Source organism: Chryseobacterium sp. sg2396, from assembly GCF_042610505.1.
Classification (GTDB): domain Bacteria; phylum Bacteroidota; class Bacteroidia; order Flavobacteriales; family Weeksellaceae; genus Chryseobacterium.
Genome location: NZ_JBHGAQ010000001.1, coordinates 356,683 through 379,028, shown reverse-complemented (window position 1 = coordinate 379,028; position 22,346 = coordinate 356,683). Strand labels below are relative to the sequence as shown.

At 40.1% G+C, this 22,346-nt stretch carries 19 protein-coding genes; 10 read left to right on the top strand and 9 right to left on the bottom strand.

Annotation, left to right across the window (positions count from 1 at the left end; all coding sequences use genetic code 11):
- Position 1 precedes the first annotated feature (1 nt).
- The 5 genes from ACED20_RS01710 (at position 2) to ACED20_RS01690 (ending at position 6,570) form a co-directional block, all read left to right on the top strand.
- Entirely contained in the window at positions 2-1,435 is a 1,434-nt protein-coding gene (locus tag ACED20_RS01710; protein ID WP_378103305.1) for an MBOAT family O-acyltransferase, read from the top strand.
- A gap of 4 nt (positions 1,436-1,439) precedes the next feature.
- Positions 1,440-2,381 (top strand): hypothetical protein, encoded by a 942-nt coding sequence (locus ACED20_RS01705; RefSeq protein WP_294237130.1) that lies wholly within the window; start codon positions 1,440-1,442, stop codon positions 2,379-2,381.
- A gap of 271 nt (positions 2,382-2,652) precedes the next feature.
- Complete coding sequence (locus ACED20_RS01700; RefSeq protein ID WP_378103304.1) at positions 2,653-3,105, top strand: T9SS type A sorting domain-containing protein; 453 nt, start codon at positions 2,653-2,655, stop codon at positions 3,103-3,105.
- Between the two features lie 11 nt (positions 3,106-3,116).
- Positions 3,117-4,244 carry a hypothetical protein gene (locus ACED20_RS01695; RefSeq protein WP_378103303.1) on the top strand — a complete coding sequence of 376 codons (1,128 nt, stop codon included), beginning with the start codon at positions 3,117-3,119 and terminating at the stop codon, positions 4,242-4,244.
- 106 nt (positions 4,245-4,350) lie between these two features.
- The gene (locus ACED20_RS01690; RefSeq protein ID WP_378103302.1) at positions 4,351-6,570 is read left to right on the top strand and encodes an NADP-dependent isocitrate dehydrogenase; all 2,220 of its coding nucleotides are present in this window, start codon (positions 4,351-4,353) and stop codon (positions 6,568-6,570) included.
- Positions 6,571-7,307: 737 nt separating this feature from the next.
- Here ACED20_RS01690 and ACED20_RS01685 read toward each other — a convergent pair.
- The 4 genes from ACED20_RS01685 to ACED20_RS01670 all read right to left on the bottom strand — a co-directional run bounded on the left by ACED20_RS01685 (position 7,308) and on the right by ACED20_RS01670 (position 11,091).
- A complete protein-coding gene (locus ACED20_RS01685; RefSeq protein ID WP_294237119.1) occupies positions 7,308-8,498 on the bottom strand; it encodes an MFS transporter in 1,191 nt (396 codons plus the stop codon).
- 67 nt (positions 8,499-8,565) lie between these two features.
- Positions 8,566-9,567, bottom strand: coding sequence for an aldo/keto reductase (locus tag ACED20_RS01680; protein ID WP_378103301.1), 1,002 nt, complete (start codon positions 9,565-9,567; stop codon positions 8,566-8,568).
- A gap of 88 nt (positions 9,568-9,655) precedes the next feature.
- The gene (locus ACED20_RS01675; RefSeq protein ID WP_294230904.1) at positions 9,656-10,549 is read right to left on the bottom strand and encodes an AraC family transcriptional regulator; all 894 of its coding nucleotides are present in this window, start codon (positions 10,547-10,549) and stop codon (positions 9,656-9,658) included.
- A 119-nt stretch (positions 10,550-10,668) separates the two neighbouring features.
- Positions 10,669-11,091: a hypothetical protein gene (locus tag ACED20_RS01670; protein ID WP_294222936.1), complete on the bottom strand. Its 423-nt coding sequence runs from the start codon at positions 11,089-11,091 to the stop codon at positions 10,669-10,671.
- Between the two features lie 816 nt (positions 11,092-11,907).
- On the opposite strand from ACED20_RS01670, the gene ACED20_RS01665 reads away from it, so the two are divergent.
- On the top strand, positions 11,908-12,195 hold the full coding sequence (locus ACED20_RS01665) for a GNAT family N-acetyltransferase (protein WP_294199232.1): 288 nt from the start codon (positions 11,908-11,910) through the stop codon (positions 12,193-12,195).
- Between the two features lies 1 nt (position 12,196).
- Here ACED20_RS01665 and ACED20_RS01660 read toward each other — a convergent pair whose 3' ends face one another.
- On the bottom strand, positions 12,197-13,294 hold the full coding sequence (locus ACED20_RS01660) for an MBL fold metallo-hydrolase (protein WP_378103300.1): 1,098 nt from the start codon (positions 13,292-13,294) through the stop codon (positions 12,197-12,199).
- Between the two features lie 201 nt (positions 13,295-13,495).
- Here ACED20_RS01660 and ACED20_RS01655 point away from each other — a divergent pair, with 201 nt between their 5' ends.
- Together ACED20_RS01655 and ACED20_RS01650 are read left to right on the top strand one after the other, a co-directional pair.
- Positions 13,496-14,995, top strand: a complete 1,500-nt coding sequence (locus tag ACED20_RS01655) for a S41 family peptidase (RefSeq protein ID WP_294237108.1) — start codon at positions 13,496-13,498, stop codon at positions 14,993-14,995.
- A gap of 48 nt (positions 14,996-15,043) precedes the next feature.
- On the top strand, positions 15,044-15,874 hold the full coding sequence (locus tag ACED20_RS01650) for a YdcF family protein (protein WP_378103299.1): 831 nt from the start codon (positions 15,044-15,046) through the stop codon (positions 15,872-15,874).
- 338 nt (positions 15,875-16,212) lie between these two features.
- Here the strand turns inward: ACED20_RS01650 and ACED20_RS01645 are convergent, their stop codons facing one another.
- Positions 16,213-16,713 carry an RNA polymerase sigma factor gene (locus ACED20_RS01645; protein ID WP_294237102.1) on the bottom strand — a complete coding sequence of 167 codons (501 nt, stop codon included), beginning with the start codon at positions 16,711-16,713 and terminating at the stop codon, positions 16,213-16,215.
- Positions 16,714-17,296: 583 nt separating this feature from the next.
- On the opposite strand from ACED20_RS01645, the gene ACED20_RS01640 reads away from it, so the two are divergent.
- Entirely contained in the window at positions 17,297-18,127 is an 831-nt protein-coding gene (locus ACED20_RS01640) for an alpha/beta fold hydrolase (protein ID WP_294291225.1), read from the top strand.
- Positions 18,128-18,467: 340 nt separating this feature from the next.
- Here ACED20_RS01640 and ACED20_RS01635 read toward each other — a convergent pair whose 3' ends face one another.
- Entirely contained in the window at positions 18,468-20,096 is a 1,629-nt protein-coding gene (locus ACED20_RS01635; protein WP_294226916.1) for an NADP-dependent glyceraldehyde-3-phosphate dehydrogenase, read from the bottom strand.
- Positions 20,097-20,250: 154 nt separating this feature from the next.
- Between ACED20_RS01635 and tpx the strand changes: the two genes are divergently transcribed.
- Positions 20,251-20,823 carry a thiol peroxidase gene (gene tpx, locus ACED20_RS01630; RefSeq protein ID WP_378103298.1) on the top strand — a complete coding sequence of 191 codons (573 nt, stop codon included), beginning with the start codon at positions 20,251-20,253 and terminating at the stop codon, positions 20,821-20,823.
- 76 nt (positions 20,824-20,899) lie between these two features.
- On the opposite strand, the gene ACED20_RS01625 is transcribed toward tpx, so the two are convergent.
- Positions 20,900-21,625, bottom strand: a complete 726-nt coding sequence (locus ACED20_RS01625) for a TonB-dependent receptor plug domain-containing protein (RefSeq protein ID WP_378103297.1) — start codon at positions 21,623-21,625, stop codon at positions 20,900-20,902.
- A gap of 3 nt (positions 21,626-21,628) precedes the next feature.
- Positions 21,629-22,222 (bottom strand): hypothetical protein, encoded by a 594-nt coding sequence (locus ACED20_RS01620; protein ID WP_378103296.1) that lies wholly within the window; start codon positions 22,220-22,222, stop codon positions 21,629-21,631.
- Positions 22,223-22,346: the final 124 nt, after the last annotated feature.

Genomic DNA, 22,346 nt, shown 5'->3' with positions numbered 1-22,346 from the left:
CATGCTCCTCAATTCGTATTATTTCATCTTCTTTTTCACTATACTATTTTTTGGCTATTACCTTTTTGGGAAAACATCAAAAATTCAGAATATACTTCTTCTTATAGGAAGCTATATTTTTTACAGCAGCTGGAGCTTGAATTTCCTGTCGCTTCTTATCCTTTCTACCCTGGTTACTTTTTTCATCGGAAATAAGATCCGGAAGGCAGAAGGTCAGGCCAAAGTGTACTGGATGAGAGGCGGCGTCTTCCTGGTACTGATCCAGCTTTTATACTTCAAGTATTTCAATTTTTTCATCGAAAATTTCAACGATGTACTGAAACTGTCCGGCATGAAGGATCAATTGAGTTTGCTGAAGATTATTTTCCCTATCGGAATTAGTTTTTATTCTTTCAGGATGATCGGCTACCTGCTGGATATCAGGAACAATAAGCTTAAAGAAATTCCTTCCTTACTGGATTATTCGGTATTCGTCGCTTTTTTTCCGTGTATTATTGCAGGGCCTATCGATAAAGCGGGACCTTTTTTAAACAATTTAAAAAACAGAAGGGAATTTTCTTCTGCACAGTTCACCGACGGATTGAGGCAGATTTTATGGGGACTTTTTAAAAAGCTGGTGGTGGCAGATAATATTGCAACGATCACCACCCCTATTTTTGAGTCTTATCATACGCTGAACGGCAGTGCTTTATTCATTGGTACGGTTTTATATTTCATCCAGTTGTACTGCGATTTTTCGGGGTATACGGATATGGCAATCGGAATTTCCAAATTATTGGGTGTTAAAATCCAGCCGAACTTCAATTATCCACTGTTTGCCCAGAATGTAGCGGATTACTGGCGAAGATGGCACATTTCCCTGACCTCATGGCTTACGGAATATGTCTTTACTCCCCTGTCGATCCGGTTCCGCGATTATGATAAATACGGACTGATCCTGGCGATTATCATCAACTTCTTAGTGGTAGGCTTCTGGCATGGCGCGGAGTGGCATTATATTTTTCACGGACTGGTAAGCGGTGTAATGTTTATCCCCGTCATCTGGAAAGGTAAGATGAATAAGAAAATAAAAAGCCAGAACAATATCATTCCTACAAAAGAAGAACTGAAGAATATCCCCGTTACTTTTGTAATGTTTTCTATGCTGATGGTCCTCTTCTTTTCAAGCGATATGAAAATGGCCTTAGGATATTACCGGGAAATTTTTTCTCTGTCATTTTTCCAGTTTCCGAATTTTAAATTTCAAAAACTTATCGCCTTCCTTATTCTGTTCACTTTGGCGATTGAATGGATCAACCGTAATCAAGAATACGCACTTGAAGACCTATTTATCAAAAATAACGTGGTTATGCGATGGGGCTTTTATTATCTGCTGATTTTACTGATCTGCCTTTTCTACATTGCACCGAAAGGATTTATTTATGCCCAGTTTTAAAGTTATGAAAAAATCTCTTTACCGACTTCTTCTTTTTTCCATACTACCCCTGCTTTTCATCGGCTATGCGGTCTATATTACCGGAAAAAATACGGATGATTTTTACAAAAGATTCTCCTCTCCTCAGCAGAATTCCCTTATTTTGGGAAGCTCAAGAGCTGCTTCGATGAATCCTAAGATTATCGACCATATTATCCGTGAAAAATATCCAGAGGCAAAATTATACGATTATGCTTTTACCTGGGCCCATTCTCCCTATGGTCCGAAATACCTTGAATCTATAGAGAAAAAACTGAAACCTGACACGAAAAAAGGCATTTTTATCGTCACTGTAGAACCCACAGCGTTGATGGTTTCAAAAAGCAGTCCCGACAGTCCTGAATACTATATTGAAAACGATAAATCCGTTGCCCAAACATCAAACGTTGCAGTTAACCCGAATTTTGAATATCTGATAGAAAGTTTTGACTTTTCGATCACAAAAGAACTGAATAAAGAAATACTTCCGGAAAGAAACAAAATGGTAGAAGTTTCGGTACTGGATAACGGGCAGGTGCATGGAAAAGTTTTAAAAAGGTTTTCTGCTGAAAAGAGAAAAGCCGAAAATAAAGAAAAAATGGCGGAATTAAAAAAGAGAATCGACGGTCTTAAAATGTCGCCGGTACGTTTGAAATATTTAGCAAAAACCATTGGTTTCCTTAAAAAGCATGGAGAAGTCGTTCTCGTAAGAATGCCGGTCAGCAAAACGGCTTATGCTATTGAAAACATTTTCGTACCTGATTTCGACAGGATAATTAACGGTATTTCACAAACTGAAAAAGTGCAATATATCAATTACAATACGATTCCCAATCATTATAAATGGATTGATGAAGTTCATCTGGAACCGGTTTCTATGGATATTTTTTCCGGGCAGATGGGAAAGGATATTCTTTTATTAAAATAAAATACAGGATTTTACAACCCACCTATCCGGTCGTTTTGTAGATTTTTGCTTATTATCTTTATTCATATAAAATTCATTCAATTTCGACTTTAAACAATTCAGTTTATTAAGCTGAAAAAGAATAAATATAGATTTAAATAACTAATGGGATACTCCTTAATTTTTCAATTTTAAATCCCTTTCCAATCAATAATAATAAAATTTAAAATGAGAAAAGAACTGTATTAAACGGAAATTTTCTATCTTCGCATTCCTAAAAAATTGTTTAACCATGAAAAAGAGAATTACTTTACTGTTATTCGGAATTCCGTTCTTCGGCCTAGCCCAGTCAGTGATTGGGAACATCAATTCCGGGGCAGTTTCCACAGACGGCTTTTCGCATTCCGTAGGAGAAATCTACGTAATCCCTACGGATCCCGATCAGGCAAGTTCCGGTACGATGGGCATGCTGTACCAGTCCGTTCTTCAGATATTGGGCGTTTCAGAACTTGAAAAGAATAATGTGAAGATCTATCCCAATCCAACCGCTGATTTTATCTATGTAAAATTAAGCTCAAAATCGAAAATCGAGGGTGCTGAGATCTACGACCTTTCCGGAAAGCTGATTTTCAGAACCAAACTGGATTCCGAACAGCTGGATCTCAGATTGCTTCCACAAGGCGTTTATATGATCGTCTTTAAAAACTCCGACCTCAAACCTATTAAAATTATCAAAAAACCTTAAAAACTATTTACATGAAAAAATTATACGCTACGATAGGATTATTTCTTGCGTCTTTACTAAGCGCACAGGTACCACAGGCTTTCAGCTACCAGACAATCGCTTTCAATGCCGCAGGAGCACCGATTGCCAACGGGAATGTTTCTTTCAGGATCAGCATCCTGGATAACTCGGCAACAGGAACCGTTTTGTACACGGAAACCCAGACCAAAACTACAAATTCTAAAGGATTGGTAAATTTAAACATCGGCCAGGGAACGGCTACTACCGGAAACTTCGGGGGCATCAACTGGGGAACCAATACCAAATTCGTAAAAGTGGAAATGGATCCTGCCGGAGGTTCGAACTATACCAATGTCGGGGTGAACCAACTGATGAGTGTTCCTTACTCACAAGTAAGTAAGACCGTGGTAACCGGCGCAGGACAGGGCATTACGCTTACTGCTCCTAATGGAACGGCTTACACCTTGGGCGTTGATAATTCAGGAGCTTTAAGCTTGCCGACGACTTCAAGTTCTAACAGTTCAATTCCTGTAAATTTATATTTTTACGGTTCTTACAATAATTTTAATGCCAGTGCAGCAGAATTATTAAGAAATGTAAATGGGAATGTAAAAATTGGTTATAAATATATGTCTGCAAATACACAATTCAAATTTATTGCGGCCCAGAATTCATCTGCACAAATATATGGATCAGGAAATCAGGGTACGGTAGTAGCTAACGGAGCTAATTTGAATATTTCTTCTAACGGTTTTTATAGAATCAATATTACCACTTATGGAACGACAAATAATATTTATTTAGAAAATATTAATCCATTAATCTATTTAAATTACACTAGTAGCAGTAACCCTCCTCAAATTTCTGCAACAACTTACAATGCATCAACCAATAAATTTACGATCAATTTAAATGGTGTAACTTCTGCAAATTTTACCGGATTTAAAGTAAACCTACCTAGTGGAAGTAGTGCTAATAACTACCCAGAAGAATTGGGTGATAATTTAAGTGATGCGAGTTTTGATGTAGGCGGAGCATATATTATGATTCCCAATCTAACATCCACTCCCAAAAATTTCAAAATTGAATTTAATATTAATTTTGATGCAACCGGGACATATACGATTACACAAATATAATCAAGAGAGGCAACCGCCTCTTTTTTTATGCAAATACTCCTAATAAAACAATCATAATCACTAAATTTGTGAGTCTTAAAAAAATCAAATAATAAATAACAGTATAATGTCAGACAAATCAAAAATCTATTACACCCTTACGGATGAGGCTCCGATGTTGGCTACACACTCGTTTTTACCGATTGTAAAAGCTTTTACCAAATCAGCAGACATTGAGATCGCAGTCCCGGATATTTCTTTGGCAGGAAGAATTTTGGCCAACTTCCCGGAATTTTTGAAAGATGATCAGAAAACAGGCGATGCTTTGGCAGAATTGGGGCAACTGGCGACTCAACCTGACGCAAATATCATTAAGCTACCCAACATTTCGGCATCTGCTCCACAATTGGATGCAGCGATTGCCGAATTGCAGGCGAAAGGATTTGCCGTTCCGAACTACCCGGCAGAACCTAAAAATGACGAAGAAAAAGCAATCAAGGCGAAATATGCCAAAGTATTGGGAAGTGCTGTAAACCCGGTGTTAAGAGAAGGGAATTCTGACAGACGTGCTCCGAAAGCAGTAAAAAATTACGCGAAAGCCAATCCTCACCGCATGGGTGACTGGGCTTCCGACAGCAAAACCGACGTAGCCCACATGGAAAGCGGGGATTTCTACGGAACGGAAACATCCACTACATTAGAAAATGCTACAAAATATAAGATCGTTTTCAAAGGAAACGACGGTGCCGAAACGACTCTAAAGGATTTCGCCAGCCTTCAGGCCGGTGAAGTAATCGACTCTTCGGTAATGAATTTGACTGCTCTGAAAGCATTTGTTCAGCAGGCAATCGAAGAAGCCAAAAGCAGAAACGTTCTTCTTTCCGCACACCTTAAAGCAACGATGATGAAGATCTCCGATCCTGTCATTTTCGGAGCGATCGTAGAAACTTTCTTTAAAGACGTTTTCACAAAATATGCTGAAACTTTCACGTCTCTGGATATCAACCCAAATAACGGACTTGCCGATCTTTTTGAAAAAATCAAAGGCAACGCACAGGAAGCTGAAATCAAAGCAGATATTGAAGCTGCCCTGGCCAACGGACCTAGAGTAGCCATGGTGAATTCCGATAAAGGTATTACCAACTTCCACGTTCCTTCCGATATTATCGTAGATGCATCGATGGCAGCATTGATAAGAGGCGGCGGTAAAATGTGGAACAAAGAAGGAAAAGAAGAAGATACGGTTTGTATCATTCCGGACCGGTCTTATGCCGGTTTCTACCAAGCGGTAATCGATGATATGAAGGCGCATGGAAAACTGGATCCTACAACGATGGGTTCGGTACCGAATGTAGGATTAATGGCTCAGAAAGCCGAGGAATACGGTTCCCACGATAAGACCTTCCAGGCTACTGCTGAAGGAACGATTGAAGTTCAGGACGAAAACGGAAACGTTCTGCTTTCTCAGAATGTGGAAAAAGGGGATATTTTCAGAATGTGCCAAACCAAAGATGCTCCGATCCAGGATTGGGTAAAACTGGCAGTAAACAGATCCAGATTATCCGATACCCCTGCTATTTTCTGGTTAGATAAAGGAAGAGCACACGACAGGGAGATCATCAAAAAAGTTGAAAAATACTTAGGGGATCATGACACCAACGGTCTTGACATCAGAATCATGGATGTAAAAGATGCGATGACAGAAACTTTAAAAAGAGCCAGAGAAGGAAAAGATACGATTTCGGTTTCAGGAAACGTACTGAGGGATTACCTGACTGATCTTTTCCCGATCCTCGAGCTGGGAACTTCGGCAAAAATGCTTTCCATCGTTCCGTTGATGAACGGCGGAGGTTTGTTTGAAACCGGTGCCGGCGGTTCAGCTCCGAAGCACGTTGAGCAGTTCATCGAAGAAGGATACCTGAGATGGGATTCTTTAGGTGAATTCTTAGCATTACAGGCTTCTCTGGAACACCTAGCGCAAACCCAGGGGAACACAAAATCCCAGGTGCTGGCCGATGCACTGGACGAAGCAAATGCTAAGTTCCTGGCAACCGATAAGTCCCCGGCAAGAAAAGTGGGACAGATCGATAACAGAGGTTCCCACTTCTACCTGGCAATGTATTGGGCAGAAGCACTGGCTAATCAAACAGCTGATGCAGAACTGGCAGATCAGTTTGCTCCGGTTGCGCAGGCGATGCAGGAAAACGAAGAGGTGATCAACTCCGAACTGATTGGAGCTCAGGGTAAGCCTCAGGAAATCAACGGCTACTTCAAACCTGATACGTATAAAACATACGCTGCCATGAGACCAAGCACGGTATTAAACGAAATCATCGACGGAATTTAATTTTCTGTTCCGATATAAATTAAATAAAAGCTCCTTTTTGAAAGGGGCTTTTTTTATTTCTTTTAGCGAATCAATCATATATTCGTCATCATTTGGTATTAGACAACACCCTTCTGTCATTGATTAAGCCGAAGCTACGATTCCCCACAGGGAATGTAAACTTAGCATTAGAGAACAGTAAGGAAAGATCTACGATTGGATTCCGTACCAGAAATCGCAGATTCGACGCAGTAATGATAAGAATACGAATAAACATGATCCCGAAATTTCAACACAAGCTTTGTCATTCCCGCACGGAATTTAAACACAGTATCAGCGACAAGTATGGAAATTCGCATTTAGATTCCTACCAGAATGACAATTTGAGCGTTTTATATTTCCTTTCTCTTAATAAACCCCATTGTCTTTAACAGATAGTCCTATACGTCCTGTTGTTTTTCCCAAAGGGAATCTCGACATAGTATTAGAGAGCAACACGGAAAGATTCTCGTTGAGATTCCTACCGGAATGACAAACGTAATAAAAGCTCTAAGAACTACACATAAAGGAAATAGATATAATTTTTAACTTGGTTCAAATAATTTAAAGTAAAAATCAACCCCATCCGTCTTTGTAAAAACAAATATCAACTTCTCAATTACTTATGCAGCAATAAATCCTCCCGTAATGAGAGGATTTATTATTGAAATATGATGTAGAAAATTTAAATAAAATATTGTCGAGATCAAATTAAGGCTTTAAATATGAGCTTTTCTCCATCTGATCATGCTTAAAATAAAAAGTCCCAATATACCCAGTACAAAATAACCTTCCGCTACCTGAAGCTGGATCTGAGGCTTTATCACCGCAACAATCCCATAGCTGATTGCCGATGTGATGATAAACGCTACCCCACCGGTAAGGCCGCCGGCAATCCCGGCAGAATTCGGGAATCTTCCGATGCAGTACGAAAAATAGTTGTTGAATATAAATCCTGCCGTAACATGGATTAAAAAAGCAAAAGCCACCAGGCTGTAAATCGTGTTGGCAAAATAGGACGCGATGAACATGAGGATAATCAGGAAAAGCTGGATATAATTCGCATTACGGATCTTCGGCAGAAACGCCCGGTTGATCAATGCTTTTCCCAGGAATCCGCCCGTCATCCATGCAAAGCCCAGAATCAAAGAAACATAGCCGGCCACCACTTCGGAATATCCCATTTTATGTTCGATAATAAAAGAACCGCACAGATTAAAGAACATAATCATCGAATAGCTCAGCCCGCACATAATCATTCCGTAGAAAAAATCCTTCGCTTTAAACATGGATTTGTATTCGCTGATCAGGAATTCAAAATTAAAAGGATTTCTTTTTTTTAGTGTTTCCCCGGAAAATATAAATTCCGATATCAAAAGCAGCGCACTGTAGCCGGCAAGTACATAAAAGTTCGACTGCCACCCGAAGTTCTTCTGCAGGTATCCGCCGATGAAAGGTGCAATGATCGGACCTACCGACCAGACAATTGTCATAATGCTCAGGTAATGCTTCCGCTCCTCCCCCTCATAGACATCTACAAAAAACGCTCTTTTAGCAACGACCGCAAAACCGGATAAAATGCCCTGCAACACACGCATTGCATAGATTACAAAAATATTCTGAGTAGTTGCCGTGATCACGAACGAAGCTACAAATAAAGCCAGGGAAATCATCGAAATCCTATACCTTCCGAAAGAATCGACAATACTTCCGGCGAAAAATTGCGTTAATCCGTAGCTGATTAAAAAGATGGATAACGTAAGCTGAATATTGCTTTCGGGCTGGTGCAGCTCCGTAGCCATACTTGGCATTGAAGGCAGGTAAATATCCGTAGCGAGGCCCGACATCGGAATGACGGCAAATGCCAGGATGGTGGATATAAATTTATTTTTTTCTTTAAGTGTGACCATTGCTGTTGATAAAAAAATTGATCAAAAAAGAATTCCCGAAAAGAGGTTCGGGAATCCTGTTATATTTTTAATTGTTAACCAGTTTCATGGAGCCTTCGCTATACCTTTCCCCGACGTTCGGATATTTTTTCAGGATGGCATCGATCGTTTCCAGGTCTGAGGTGGAAAGTTCGACATTTACTGCGGCGATATTTTCTTCCAGGTATCTGATCCGTTTTGTTCCCGGAATCGGAATAATATCTTCTCCCTGGTTCAGGACCCAGGCCAAGGCAAGCTGTGTTCCTTTGATGCCTTTGGAGGCGGCAAATTCATTGATTTCCTTCGCCAGATTCTTGTTATTTTCCAGATAATCCGCCTGGTAACGCGGCAGGGATTTCCTGAAATCTTCATCTGTAAAGTTCCGGGCATCGTTGATATTGGAGAATAATCCCCTTGCCAGCGGCGAATACGGAACCAGCGTGATACCGAGCTCCCGGATTACCGGTAAAATTCCGTTTTCAACATCTCTCGTCAATAACGAATACTCGGACTGCAATGCTGTGATCGGATGGATTTTATGCGCTTTACGGATGGATTCCGCAGAAGCTTCTGATAATCCCAGATATTTCACTTTTCCTGCTTTTACAAGGTCTGCCATGGCTCCGACTGTTTCCTCCACAGGAATATTCGGATCAACCCTGTGGGCATAATACAGATCGATTTCGTCAATATTCAGCCGCTGCAGGCTCAGGTCGACTGCTTTTTTGATCCATTCCGGCGATCCGTCAAAATAGGTACCGAGTGCACCGCTGTGGCCGGCTTTTCCATCCTTAAACCTGAAACCGAATTTCGTGGCGATAAAAATTTTGTCCCGGTTCGGAACCAATACTTTTGAGATGAGCTTTTCGTTTTCTCCATTGGCATACATATCTGCCGTATCCCAGAAATTTATTCCCAAATCAAGTGCCTTGTGAAGCGTATTGATGCTTTCCTGTTCGTCGGTCGGCCCGTAGGCGAAACTCATGCCCATACATCCTAACCCGATAGCCGACAACTGTTTTCCTGTGTTTCCTAATGTTCTAAATTTCATGATAACCTGTGATTTTAAGTTGATGGTACAAAATTAGAGCAGGCTCTTAAGAGATCCAATATAGAATTCAAACAAATAATTATAAAATTCAAACAACAGCAGTTCGTACTGCATTCGGGGTCATCCCGGTCTGCTTTTTAAAATAGTTGGTAAAATAGGCGGGTTCCTCAAAGCCAAGCCCGTAGGCAATTTCGGCGACGCTCCAGTCTGTATGCTTCAGCAGGGCTTTGGCTTCCTGGATAATCCGGGCGGTGATCTGCTGGCTTGTTGTTTTCCCGGTCATTTCTTTCACGGAACGGTTCAGAGAATTTACATGAATCGAAAGGCTTTCTGCATAATCCACCGGGCTTTTCAGCTTCAGAAAACGTTCGGGGCTGTCGATCGGAAACTGCCTTTCCAGCAATTCCATAAATAGAGAAGCAATACGTTGTGACGCATTCTGATAGGGCTCAAAACTTTCGGCCGGCTGCATCTTCATCGTTTCATGGATCAGCAGATGCAGATACGCGCGCAGCATATCGTATTTATGAAGATAATCCGACTGGATTTCATTCATCATCTTTATAAAAATATCAGCTACGGTCTTCTGCTGTTCTTCATTCACGAAGAAAACCGGTGTTCCCCCGATTTTAAAAAGCCGGGAATCCTGCAGATTGCCCAAACGGTTTGCTTCATGCACGAATTCGTCCGTAAACAGGCAGAAAAATCCCCTCTGATCAGTATTTTCGGCCTCCCAGGAATAAGGAATCACCGGATTGGAAAACAGCAGTGCAGGCTGATCGACATAAATCCATTTATCGGCATAATGCAGCTTGCCTTTTCCGATGATCAGGGAAATTTTATAATAATCCCTTCTGCTGTAAGGAGTAACCAGGGAGCAGCTTTCCCGTGAAAATACATTGAAATGACCAACGCCGGGCGTTTTCACGCATTCAAGACCGACACGGCTGTAAAAACCTTTTAATGTTTCATTGGATTCCATTTTTCAAAATTATAAAATTCAAACATGATAAAGAATATAATTTCCAAAATATTTATACTAAAAAACGGCTGGTCTTCCGATCAGCCGTTCATTGGTTTGAACTAATATCAAAATATTTTTTAATGATGCCCGTTTCCGTGTTTCGGTTTGTGCATCTTCATCTTTTTGTCCATATGCTTATAGCGTTTATCATTATTTTTGTTCCGGTTGTACACGGCTACAGGATTCTGGCCTTTGTAATACGTGTTTTTGAACTTCATGTATTTTTCCCGGCCCATAATTCTTTCCAGTTCTCCATAACGATCGGTTCTCCATCGGTCCGGGTTATTGTTATAGGCCCTATCCCAGGTATTGTAATCCCGGTAACGGTCGTTCAAAGCATAAATCTGGTTAGCCTGCGTTGAAGATAAAACCAGATCCGAAATTACACTCTGCCAGTTCAAATCGGTAATGCTTCTTTGGTAATCACTGTAATAATCGGTTTGCGCATTGGATAAACCGAATGTTCCGATCAGCATTACTGCTATTATTAACTTTTTCATAATCATCAAATTTAAATACTTCGGTATTTTCAATTAAAATGCCAGATTTTCTTAAAATATTCTAATTTTTCTTTAAAATTTTTATCTTTGATAGGCGTAGTCCCCGACATGGTTTTTATACGTTTAGTGTGTTAAAAAAACACTATCATCTGTGAAAATCAGGATGACATAAAGTCTGAACTTTTATTCTGCTTAAACAAAGAACTAGTTAATCCAAACTTAACTGCATATACACACTGTCAGGCTCGGGCTCTCGAAGCCCTTATCAGCGCTTACGAAAATCCTTCGAGAGCCTCAGGATGACATAACGCTAATACTAAACCCGATTATGTATCGCTTAAATAAAAAACTGTTTTAATTCAAACTAAACTGTATATGCATACTGTCAGGCTCAGGCTCTCGAAGCCCTTATCAATAGCCTTACGAAAATCCTTCGAGAGCCCCAGGATGACATAACGCTAATATCAATCTGAATCTTATATTCTGCTCAAACAAAGAGCTATTTTAAAAATCTTTGATTTTTAATCTGATCTGTTCTAAAAATATTTTCAAGCTATTAAAATCTTCTCTGTGGCTAATGTGTTAAAAATAAAACACAATCATCTGTGAAAATCTGAGCAAATCTGTGGTTAGAAATATAAGACACAGAATCCAGCCTTCCAATTCATCGGCCTGTAAGAATCTCAGCCATAGAAACAGTCTTATTCAAGTCTCATATGCTGAGAAAAAATCTGTGAGAAATTATAAATGAATTCATTATTAATTTGTAATTTTAAAGAAAGGCTTCACATCATTTTTAATCAAAATCCCAAGATCATGGAAAATATAAAATTTGAAATAGCTCCTTATCAGGATGAACTGCAGCTACTGATTGACGGAACAAAAGCGGGATATATGTCTATCGAAATAGACGGGAGGTTATTGATCGTCTACTACACCAAGCTTGAAGAAGAACATGAAGGAAAAGGATATGCCAAAATGCTCCTTGACGAACTGGTAAGGTATGCAGAAGAAAAAGACATGATGATCGATCCCGAATGCGACTTTGTGAGACAGCAGTTTGAAAATCATCCGGCAAGATACAAAGACATCTGGCACGCCTGAATCAATCTTCCCACCAGGTTTTGAACTGCTGATCCTTTTTATTTAAATCGACAGGTTCTCCAATCAAGGGAGTGAGTACATTCAGATGTTTCTCTTTTCCCAGCGTCGTAACTTTTTGCAGCGGCTCATTCCATGCGTGCAGCGCCAAAGCGAATTTTGACGAGTGAACCGGGATGATATTTTTGGCATTGATATCAATGCTGGCCTGGATCACATCTTCCGGCAGCGCATGAATGTATTTCCAGGCTTCATTGTACTGTCCGTTTTCAAGAATCGCATAATCGAAAAGCCCGTATTGTTCACCGATCGTTTTGAAGTGCGTATCGTAACCACTATCACCGCCTAAAAACAGTTTCCTGGTCGGAGTTTGCAACACGTAGGAAGTCCAAAGCGTTACATTTCGCTTTGCTTTCCGACCTGAAAAATGTCTTGCCGGGGTAAATGTGATCTTCAAATCGTTTTTCAAATTCACTTCGCTTCCCCATTCTTCTTCGATCAGCTGCTCCGGCTGGTAACCCCATCTTTCAAGATGTGCCCCGACGCCCAGAGGAAGAATAACTTTTGAAACCTTATTTTTAATCGCTTTTACCGTAGGATAATCCAAATGATCGTAATGATCGTGGGTTATCACCAGATAATCCAAGTCCGGAATGTCTCCCGGTCTGTAAATATCTGCTCCGTTAAATGCTTTATTGAAAAATTTAAACGGTGAACCATACGGACTCAGCACGGGATCAACCAGCAATGAAATCCCATCGGTCTGAATATAATAGGAAGAATGCCCCAGCCATACAAAGACATCCTGATCTCTAGGAAGAGCATTTAAATCGGTATGAATCGAAGGAATATTCTTCAATGGCTTCAGCAGCGGGTTCTTCTTTTTGAAAAAGAAATCGTACATTACTTTAGGCATGGAATACCCTTCCGCCAGAGATGGCGTTTCGCTAAGGTTCTGAAACTGATGATTTTTATAATGTTGCGACTGCTGCATCCTCCGCAGCCTCTCTCCTTTTGCCTCCGCTCCGAAAACCTCCTGCCCCGTGATGATAAAATACAAAAGGATAATGAAAACGGCGGCGGCGATAATTAGATATATCATTTTTAAAATACTGTAAAATGTGTGACTTTATGTATTGACGGCCAAGAAACCAAAAACCTTTATTTTATTGAGACTTTTCGGGAATTATCCAAATTTATCATGAACCGTATTCATTAATTAACTGTAAACTATTAAATTAGATGCCGGAAAAAATTCAAGGTGCATTTAAAAAATTATTTCATATTCCTGTTATTCTTTACATTGAGCTCCTGTGTATCTGTAAACAAATATAATGAGCAGCAAAAAGTATGCTTACCTCCCGAAAAGCTGAAAGAGGATGTAGATTTTGCCTATTCAAAACTGAAAGAAACTCATCCGCAGCTGTACTGGTACATCGCGAAAGAAGATCTTGACCATAAATTCGACAGCCTTAAACATACCATTACGAAACCGCTTACGCCGCTTCAGTTTTATTTTAAGCTGCAGCCCGTGATCGCCGGCATCCGAGAAGGCCATCTTTCCCTCAGAATTCCGTCGAAGATGATTACCAAAAAGGAAATCAGAACACTGGAAGGCAAGAAAGGAATGTTCAGCCGTTTCGGATATTACGTGGAAGGCGACAGGCTTTTTATTGTTGAAAACAAAGATTCCATTCAGCATATTCCGCCGGGGACCGAGATCCTCTGTATTGATCAGGTTTCCGTTTCCGATTACATAAAGAAATACAGGAAGCTTATCAGCAGTGATGGTTTCAACACCACTTTCCATCCATATTACCTGAAAGATGTATTCTTTAATTACTATGTAGCGGAAAAAGGTTACGAAGATCATGCTACTCTGGAAACGGTCTATAAAGGACAAAAGAAAATATACGAACTCACCCGTGAAACAAAGTCTGAAGACGATCTCAAAAAAGAAAAGGAAAATAAGAAACGAACCGAAGAGAAGAAAGTAAATGATTATATTGCTTTCAACAATTCGTACAACAGGAACTTTAAGTTTCTGGATCAGGACAGCAGCATCGCATATATTAAAATAAAGAGCTTTTCAGGTGATTATTCTGCGAAGTTTTACCAAGAAACTTTTGGTAAAATCAAAAAGGCAGGTTCTTCCTATCTGATTATCGACATCAGGAATAATTACGGCGGCTCGCTCCAGGAAATCAACAACCTGTATTCTTACCTGAGCCCGGAACCTTATACCCTGATCAGACCTTCGCAGGTAACCTCAGCAACATCACCCATAAAAACAAATTATTTCAGGAAAACCAATGTCTTACAATACATCCTGAAAACCCTTGCATATCCTGCCTTTTTCTTCGGACAGACCTTCAGCACCTATAAAAAAGACGGCAGGTTTTACTATAAAAACAAAGCTGACAAACTTTCAAAACCCAACAAAGATGCTTTTATCGGAAAAGTTTTCGTGCTCATCAACGGCGGAAGTTTCTCGGCATCCTCAATTTTTTCAGCCAAGCTTAAAAATGATAAAAGGGCTGTTCTGGTGGGTGAAGAAACCGGCGGAGCCAACGATGGGACCGTAGCTGGATTTTATTCGTACCAGACCCTTCCGAATTCAAAAATAGACCTTCCGATCGGCGTTCTGCTGGTGCAGCCGAATATTGATTTTACGGATACGAAAAAAGGTGTTGTCCCGGATGTGAAAATTTCCGGAACCATGCAGGATATTCTAAATCAGAAAGATCCCGAAATGGATTGGATCATCAAGGACATTGAAAAAGAGAAAAATAAAAAACAATAACTGTATTTTATGGTTAGAAATTTTTTCAGATCCGTTAAAATCTTTTTCATGCTTCTTCTTTTATGGTTTATCTTTCATTCCATTTATATTATTACGGACGGTATTTCCGATGAAGAAAAACAAGCGGACCTTGCTGTTATTTTAGGAAATAAGGTAAACGAAGACGGCACTTTATCGATCAGGCTTGAAAAACGGTTGGAAAGCGGGATTGCACTGTATAAAAAACGGCGGGTTAAAAAGATCCTCGTAAGCGGCGGGCTGGGAAAAGAAGGTTTTTACGAAGGCAATAAAATGAAAGATTTCCTGGTATCAAAAGGAATTCCCGGCTCCGTAATCATCGTTGATAATAAGGGTGACAATACCCGGGCAACGGTTGAAAATACGTTACGGTTACAATCTAAGCTTCATTCCAACAGCGTCATTGTTGTTTCTCAATATTTTCATGTGACCCGGACCAAAAAACTGTTTAAAGACAAAGGTTTTAATAATGTCAGCTCAGTGAGTCCGGATTATTTTGAATGGCGTGATTTGTATGCACTTGTGAGGGAATTCCCGGCCTATTATACGCAGGAAGGCTTCGGCGGGCCTTTGGCCCGCCGAAGCCTACCGGTCAAGTTCTTTCACAAGATACTCTACCTGTTGCATATATCTTCCGTAAAATACCCGGAACCACCACTTGCCGATAATCAGCAACAAAGGCATGGTGATCACAAGAGTACTGATAAGAACCGATGCAATCTGCACATCAGACAACGGTACCGGGCGGGGAATAAATTCCAGCACGATAATCAGTTCGCAGACCAGAAACGGAACAAAGGAAAGGTAAAAGGAAAGGTAATACTGCTTATTCAGATTAAACTGATGGAGCAAATCCTTTAATCCGTCCAGTGTTTTCATCCCCGGATCGCTCATGTTTCTGTACAATTTAAAAAACTGACTGTAAAAGAAGAAGGTCACAAAAACCATTGATCCAATCAGGATCGAGAGGTAAAATTTAAATTTAAAATTTCCTTCACAAAACGCAATAACAGCAAAGGCAAAAATAAAGATCCCGACCGTCGACCACAGCTCCATCCGCATATTTTTACGGATTTTCTCAAGCGGAAGATTGATCCTGCTTTTCTGTTCGATACTGATTTCCGGCATTTGTTCCAGGGAATCATCTTCATTCCAGGTATTTTTAAGTTCGTCTATATTCATGATAAATAAATTTAAAATTAGTAGGTATTCGTTTGTAAGATATCTTTCAGTTTATTTTTGGCGCGGTTCATTTTTACCCGTACGTTTCCTTCGGAAATACCCATTTGCTCGGCAATTTCCTTTCCGGAAACATTTTCAAGATAGTAAAAAATAAAAGCTTTGTCGATGGAATTCAGCTGATGGATGGCTTGGTACATCGCATTCAGTTTTTCTTCCTTTTCATGGTCGAACTCGTCCTGGACAATTTTATATTCGGAAAAATCGTCGCGCCTGAAAATGCTTCTTTTCTTTTCATTTTTAAGAAAAATAATAGCCGTGTTCAATGCAATACGGTACAGCCAAGTAGAAAACTTACTTTCTCCCCTGAACTTAGGATACGCTTTCCAGAGCTGATAAATAATCTCCTGGAAGAGGTCGTCAAGATCATCCTTTTCCTCCATATACATTTTGGAAATCTTGAAAATGATTCCTTTGTGCTTTTCGATTTTCTTTAAAAATTCATGTTCTGTTGAATCCATGATTTTGTATACTTCTGAAGAGTTAGTTTCGCCTTAGAAAAAATGTTACAGCTTTTCCTGAAAAATAATAAAAACAGCGGATCTGCTTATCTATTAAATAAAAATAAAATGAATTACTTTATTGTCAGATATCTAAGAGACTCTTTAAATTTACCTTTTATATTTTAACATTAAGAATTTAAGGCATTTTAGCTTAAAAAATCAATATGTCGGTTGCCCGGCAATATTCAATTAAATCAATTGAAATCATCGTATTAAAGTGAAGAATAAACAAAGTTTATTTGATTCAGAAAATTAAGAGAAATGACGGAAAGTTTGCTGAATTAAAATTTAAAAAGGCTCTAAAAAAGAAAAAGTAAAATCAGGAATTTGATCAGTAAATATAATCCTCGGTAAGAAAAACAATATGATCTGATATTACAGGCTGCCAGCCTTGATGTTGCCAAAAGAAACGTCCAGTATCCATATCTCCTCTTCAGCCTTTTACCTAAGTTTGTTTCCCAATCATGTAAAATATTTAGGTAACACATTTCTATTTATGGCTCAATATTTGAAACTCTTGTGGTACACCAAAAATATCAATATGCCTTACATTACAAAACAGGACGATCAGAGCGTCCAACTTTACTACGAAGATTTCGGATCAGGACAACCCATTATTCTTATCCACGGATGGCCGCTCAGCGGGAAATCATGGGAAATGCAGATTCCTGTACTTCTTAATTTAGGATACCGTGTGATCACGTATGACCGAAAGGGCTTCGGAAAATCATCACCAACTGCAAACGGATATGATTATGACGGACTAACGAAAGACCTTCATGAATTGATTTCACAACTGGATCTGAAAAATGTAATTCTTTTCGGTTTTTCTATGGGAGGCGGAGAAGTAGTACGTTATCTTACGAATTACGGTTCTGAAAACGTGGACAAGATTGCTCTGATTTCATCAATTATTCCTGTCGTTAAACAGAAAGAAGACAATCCGGACGGTGTTCCGCAGGAAAAACTGGATGAGATCATGAATGCTCTGAAGACCGACAGAATCACCTTCCTGGAATCCTTCCATAAAGATTTTTACAATTATGGAATGTTGTCTAGGCCGGTTAGCCAAAAACAGCTTGACTATGACTGGGCCATTGCCTCATTTGCCAACCCTATTGCTACCATCAAATGTGCGGAGAGCTGGGCCAATACCGATTTCCGTCCGGAACTTCCGAATGTAAATGTAAAAACACTGATCGTTCATGGAGATTCCGATAATATCGTCCCTATCGATACAGCCGGAAAGCAGGCTGCACAGGGAATTGCCAACAACGAATTTTTTATTATCGAAGGCGGACCGCACGGTCTTAATGTGACCCACGCCGACGAACTGAACAGTATTATAAGCAGGTTCCTGACTCAACAGTAACTTTTTTCCAATATATGTTTTTTTGATTTTTACTAATCGAAAATCCGCAGTCTTTTTCAGACTGCGGATTTTATTTTTGGAATTTCCCACCTATAAAACTGATCTTCAAAAAAAATCTGTCGTTTCAAGCAACTTCAGCCGCCGAGATAGTTATTACTGATAAATTTTTTTTTGATTTTAAAACTTTTTGTTAACTTATTTGGCATCCGATACCTAAGCTTTATTCTACAGCATCTGTATCTTTTTGATTCTTTGTAGTTAAAAATTCTATGGTTAGATTAAACTGCTGATTTTTGAAAAATCCGAGTGAAATCTCCTTTCAGGTTGCTGTACTTTCATATTAAAAAATATAATCCGTGCTCAAGAAATTGGAATCATGATCCCGGACAATCGTATTCAGCAGGTTCTTATTAGAATCTGTAATTTTGGCTGCCACCAGTGACCGTATCGAAAACGAACGCAAAGCATCGAACACAGAAAGCGTACCCTCCGCACTGTCCTTTCTTCCGGTAAAAGGGAATACATCCGGACCACGCTGGGCCTGGCAATTAATATTCACCCGGCTTACCAGATTGACAAACGGATCGATCAGTTTTGAAACTTCCATCGGATCTTCACTGAAAATGCTTACCTGCATCCCGTGGGAAGCATGAACCTGGTAATCGATCGGCTCTTCAATGTCATCAAACGGAACCACAGGAATTATCGGTCCGAACTGCTCCTCATGATAGAGTTTCATCTCGCTGTTCACAGGGTACACCACTGCCGGAAAAACAAAAGATTCTTCGGTAAAACCGCCTTGTTCATTTAAAACCTTTGCTCCTTTCGACACTGCGTCATCGATACATTCTTTAAGATAAAGCGGTTTGTTAACTTCCGGAAGCGGCGTAATTTTCACATCTTTCTCCCACGGAAGCCCGGGCTTCAGGGCAGAAACCGCAGCCGTTAGTTTTCGAGTAAATTCTGCGGCGACCTCTTTCTGAACGAAAATCAGCTTCAGTGCCGTACATCTTTGTCCGTTGAAAGAAAGGGCTCCGAGGATACATTCGCTTACCGCCACATCAAGATTCGCATGTCTGGTGACAATAGCCGCATTTTTTGCATCAAGACTCAAGATTGCCCGTAAACGGTTAACTTTGGGATGGAGTTTTTTCAGTCCGTTGGCTACTTTACTGGAACCGATAAAAGCCAGGACATTTACCTTTCCACTCTCCATAATCGGCGTAATAATATCCGATCCTTTACCATATAAGGTATTGACTGTTCCCGGAGGAAAGGCTTCTTTAAATGCTTTTAACAAGGGATAATGTGCCAGAACTCCGTGCTTCGGAAGTTTAAAAAGAATGGTATTTCCCATGATCAGGGCAGGAATCAGGGTCGTGAAAATTTCATTTAAAGGATAATTAAATGGTCCCATGCTCAATACAACACCGAGCGGTGCTCTTCTGATCTGTGCGATCGTTCCTTCTGCCTGCTGGAACCTGGATGATTCGCGGTCAAGGTCTTTTAAAGCATCGATGGTCTGGTTAATGTAATCGACGGTCCGGTCGAATTCTTTGGTGGAATCGGCAAGGGTCTTTCCGATTTCCCACATCAGCAGCCTGATAACCAAATCTCTTTGCTGTATCATTAAATATACAAACTTCTGCATGCATTTGATCCTTCCTTCCACCGACATGGTCGGCCACTCCCCCAGCCCATTGTCGTAAGCTTTTACACAGGCATCAAGAACTTTCATCGCCTCATCGGGACCGATATTCGGAATGCTGCCAAGTAATTTCCGCTCCGCTCCGTTTTCCGTACGAATGCAGACCGGAGAATAAATTTCCTGCACATCACCCTTCCAGGGCACAAGCTCTCCATTTAAAAGGTATTCCCGCTGATGGATTTCGGGCACTTTATATTCTTCTGGGATTTCATTTTCAGGTTTAAATATCTCGTGGAATGAAGGGTTGTTTTCTGAATTCATAAATTTTTATTTTTAATAGTCTGATGGGATTTGAGTATTAAAGGTAATCCTAAATTCTGACTTTAAAAAGCAGGACATCATAGATTTGTTCTATTTTAAAAAAGTTTAACATGACGGAACCTGAAAAACAATAATTTTGCTTAAAAATAATTCTATGTATTCAAAATTCGCTTTCGGCTTTGTTTTATTTCTTTCTGCATTCATTTTTGCCCAGCATTCAAAGACAGGCAATACAGTAACGGCAGGCGGAAAACCAGTCCACACTTATGCCAAATTACCGGCAGTAAACAAACAGGCTCCCGGATTCACGCTGACAGATGTTACGATGAAAGACCAAAACCTTGATGCCTATAAAGGAAAATATTTAATTCTGAATATTTTTCCGAGTGTTGACACCGGAGTTTGTTCTGCATCCGTACGTCATTTCAATGAAGATGCCGCCAACCTTCCCAACACGGTGGTACTCTGCATATCCAAAGACCTGCCATTTGCCCAGAAAAGATTCTGTGGGGCTGAAGGTATTAAAAACGTGGTCATGCTTTCAGATTTCCGTTCGGATTTCGGAAAAAAATATGGAGTAGAAATTACGGATTCCGCGATGAAAGGCCTTTTGAGCAGAGCGGTTGTGGTAATCGATCCTTCAGGAAAGATAATTTATGAGGAGCAGGTTGCAGATATTTCCCACGAGCCGAATTATAATGCAGCTATAGGCGCAGTAAAAAAATAGATCGCTTGTTATGAGAGACCATGTAAAACGGTCTCTTTTTATTTAACTCACATCTATTAATTTTTCAAATAAAAATTTACTTTCTTTTTGATTTGTTGTTTTTTGTTGTAACCAAAATTACTCCATAAATTGCTTTTGTACCATATAAAGCAGTTGCATCCTTTCCTTTTAGAACATTCAGGGTTTCTATGGATTGGGGATCTGTTTCTTCAAGGACTTTTAAAGGGACTACCTTCTGGTCGACAATCAAAAGCGGCTCTCCTGAGCTCCCGGAAACAAGGCTGCCGCCACCAATCCTGATCGCATTATTTGAATCTTTAGATGGTGGATTCACCGTAACACCCTTCATCTGTTCAGCCAGCGTACTGCTTTTATCTTCTTGCTTCGCATTAATAACATCTCCCGGAACAACCGTCCCCAGCCCGGTAACCATGGATTTTTTAACTGTTCTGTAACCGGTCACCATTACTTCCTGCAGGTCTTCTGCCTTCGCAGAATCCTGAGCGGTCGCCTGTTGTCCGTTTACAGCGATCAACCCTCCCGCCGTCAGCATAAACCCCGCTGCAAACTTCATAAAGATGGAATTGATATCGGAATACAGGAGATTGCGGTTGAGCTGTGTGATGTTGAAACGACAGCAGATATCATCTTTCGCAGACGAAAAGGCTTTTAGCACTTGCCGGTCTGAAGATGCCGTAAAATCTCTCACGGTTTTTGAACACACAGAACAGAATCTTCCTTTTTCCTCAAGGGTCATGCCCTCCCAATTTTCATGGCATGGACTGGATATTATAATTTTCATAGATTACTTTTTTGTTGTCGTATCGCCTTCCATTTTGCTTTCAATGATGATAACTCCGTGTTCCCCAGATCTGCCATATTTCTTTTCGGCACCCTCGCCGGTAAGAATGGTGACGCTTTTTACCTGTTCGGGTTTTAGCCGTTTCATCTTTGCTTCGGAAATTCTCTTATTGTTAAGCATGATCATAGGCTTCACAGACTCGTAATACTCTTCACTTGGCATTCCCAGAACAATTGAACGACTTAAAAGGGTATCGTTTACCATTTCAATGCCGCCGATTCCTTTCTTAAAATCTATTTTCTTGACCTCTTCCTCTTTCATCTGCTGACCGTTTACCGTGAATACCCCACCACTTAATGCAAATAATCCCAAGGTAAGGGTACTAATCACCGAAAAGCTCAGATCCCTCCCCAGCTGCCCCGCCTTAAACCTTCCGCAGATTCCCGGATACGACTTTACTTTATCAATAATTTCCTCATCCGGGGAAACCGTGAAATCCCTCACAGTTTTTGAGCATACGGAACAGAATCTTCCTTTTTCGTCAACAGACATCGTTTCCCAGTTTTCATGGCATGGAGCCGGTATAGTAAGTTTCATAATAATCGCTTTCTATTAGAGATGCACGATTTGTGAAAAAGGTTGGAAAGAAAAGAATATTTTTTAAATACTAAGCCGTTGAAATAATTTAACAATGTTTTTGAATTTTAAAATTCTGATTTTA